Source organism: Streptomyces sp. SID486 (genome assembly GCF_009865385.1).
GTDB lineage: Bacteria > Actinomycetota > Actinomycetes > Streptomycetales > Streptomycetaceae > Streptomyces.
In genome coordinates this window covers 1-2,015 of sequence record NZ_WWJT01000510.1, presented here as the reverse complement: position 1 = coordinate 2,015, position 2,015 = coordinate 1, and the positions used below count along the sequence as shown (strand labels likewise).

Below are 2,015 nucleotides of genomic sequence, written 5' to 3'. Positions count from 1 at the left end.
ACCGCGCCACGGCGGTCCGCGGGCGGTCAGCGGTCGGTCAGCGGGTCGGGGAGCGTGAGCGGGGAGCGGATCAGCCGGGCGCCGGGGAAGGCGCTGGGGAAGGCGCTGGGGCGCGGCGGCCGGGGTATGGCCGGGCTCGGCGGCCGGTGGGGCGCGTCCTGGGTGGGGACGCGCCCGGCCGGGAGCCCGGCGCCCGGGTTACGGGTTGTTCTTCGGGGCGGTGCGACGGGTACGGGCGGCGGGCCGCCCGTTACCACCGCGTGCACCGGCCCGTCCCCTGCGACCGCGGCCGGCCGACCCCGACCCCGACCCCGAGCCCTCGCCTCGCTCGGCGGCCGGTGCGGGGATCGTGACGGGCACGCCGGAGGGGGTGCGGGCGCCGGTGATGCGCTGCAGTTCGGTGTCGCCCGGACGGACCCGGGCGGTGCTCGGGGTGATGCCGGCGTCGGTCATGAGACGGTCCATGGCGCGCCGCTGGTGCGGCAGGACGAGGGTGACGACGGTGCCCGACTCGCCGGCGCGGGCGGTACGGCCGCCGCGGTGCAGGTAGTCCTTGTGGTCGCCGGGCGGGTCCACGTTCACGACCAGGTCGAGGTTGTCGACGTGGATACCGCGGGCGGCCACGTTGGTGGCCACCAGGACCGTGACGCGGCCGTCCTTGAACTGGGCGAGTGTCCGGTTGCGCTGGGGCTGGGACTTGCCGCCGTGCAGGGCCGAGGCCCGCACACCGACGGACAGCAGGTGCTTGGCCAGCCGGTCCACCGCGTGCTTGGTGTCCAGGAACATGATCACGCGTCCGTCGCGGGCGGCGATCTCGGTGGCGGCGGCGTGCTTGTCGTCGTCGTGCACGTGGAGCAGGTGGTGCTCCATCGTGGTGACGGCGCCCGCGGACGGGTCGACCGAGTGCACCACCGGGTCGTGGAGGTAACGGCGTACCAGGAGGTCGATGTTGCGGTCCAGGGTGGCCGAGAACAGCAGCCGCTGACCGTCGGGACCGACCTGGTCGAGCAGCGCCGTCACCTGCGGCATGAAGCCCATGTCGGCCATCTGGTCGGCTTCGTCCAGGACGGTGATCGTGACCTGGTCCAGCCGGCAGTCGCCGCGCTCGATGAGGTCCTTGAGCCGGCCGGGCGTCGCGACGACGACCTCGGCACCGGCGCGCAGGGCACTGGCCTGACGTCCGATCGACATGCCGCCCACCACGGTGGTGAGCCGCAGCCGCAGGGCGCGGGCGTAGGGGGTGAGCGCGTCGGTGACCTGCTGGGCCAGTTCCCGGGTGGGTACGAGGACCAGGGCGAGCGGCTGCCGGGGCTGGGCCCGCTCGCCGTCCAGCCGGGCCAGCATGGGCAGTCCGAAGGCGAGGGTCTTGCCCGAGCCCGTGCGCCCGCGGCCCAGGACGTCCCGGCCGGCCAGCGCGTTCGGCAGCGTCGCCGCCTGGATCGGGAAGGGCACGGTGACGCCCTCGGCGCCGAGGGCGGCCAGCAGGCGTTCGGGCATGGCCAGTTCGGCGAACGTCTCGACCGCGGGCAGCGGCTCGGTGACGGTCACCGGCAGGGCGAATTCCTGGCGCCGGGCGGAGGGCCGTGCTCCTTGGCCGCTCTTGCGCCCGGTGGCCGGACGGGGGCTCTGGCGCCGCGCTTCCTGACCGCGGAAGCGGCCGGCGCGGGCGGAGCCCGTCGCGCCTGTGGAGCCTCGGTCCGCGCGCGAGCGAGCGGAACTGCCGCCGGTACGGCGGGTGCGGTTCATGGGGGAACCTTCCTCGATGCGGCACGTATCGAGGAAATCCGCCCAGCGGTGGAAACCGCACGAGGATTCACAAGACTGAGCCGTAGAAAATGCGAAAAGCCGGCCTCGCGATGGGAGGTCAAGGCTGTCAAAGCTGCGGCTGAGCCCGCAGGGGTGTGAACGCAATGAGATGGGGCCCGCACCCCAAGAGCGCGGGCCCCAACCACATAGACGCGTCAGCGTCAGGCGGGAACGATGTTCTCGGCCTGCGGGCCCTTCTGGCCCTGCGT

At 73.9% G+C, this 2,015-nt stretch carries 1 protein-coding gene; it reads right to left on the bottom strand.

Annotated elements, in window-relative coordinates; translation table 11 throughout:
- Positions 1 to 198: 198 nt before the first annotated feature.
- Positions 199 to 1,746, bottom strand: a complete 1,548-nt coding sequence (locus GT045_RS23700) for a DEAD/DEAH box helicase (protein WP_161335365.1) — start codon at positions 1,744 to 1,746, stop codon at positions 199 to 201.
- Between the last annotated feature and the right edge of the window lie 269 nt (positions 1,747 to 2,015).

Excerpts from the sequence above, each read along its gene's own strand:
- GT045_RS23700 (WP_161335365.1), bottom strand. The coding sequence starts at position 1,746 with ATGAACCGCACCCGCCGTACCGGCGGCAGTTCCGCTCGCTCGCGCGCG.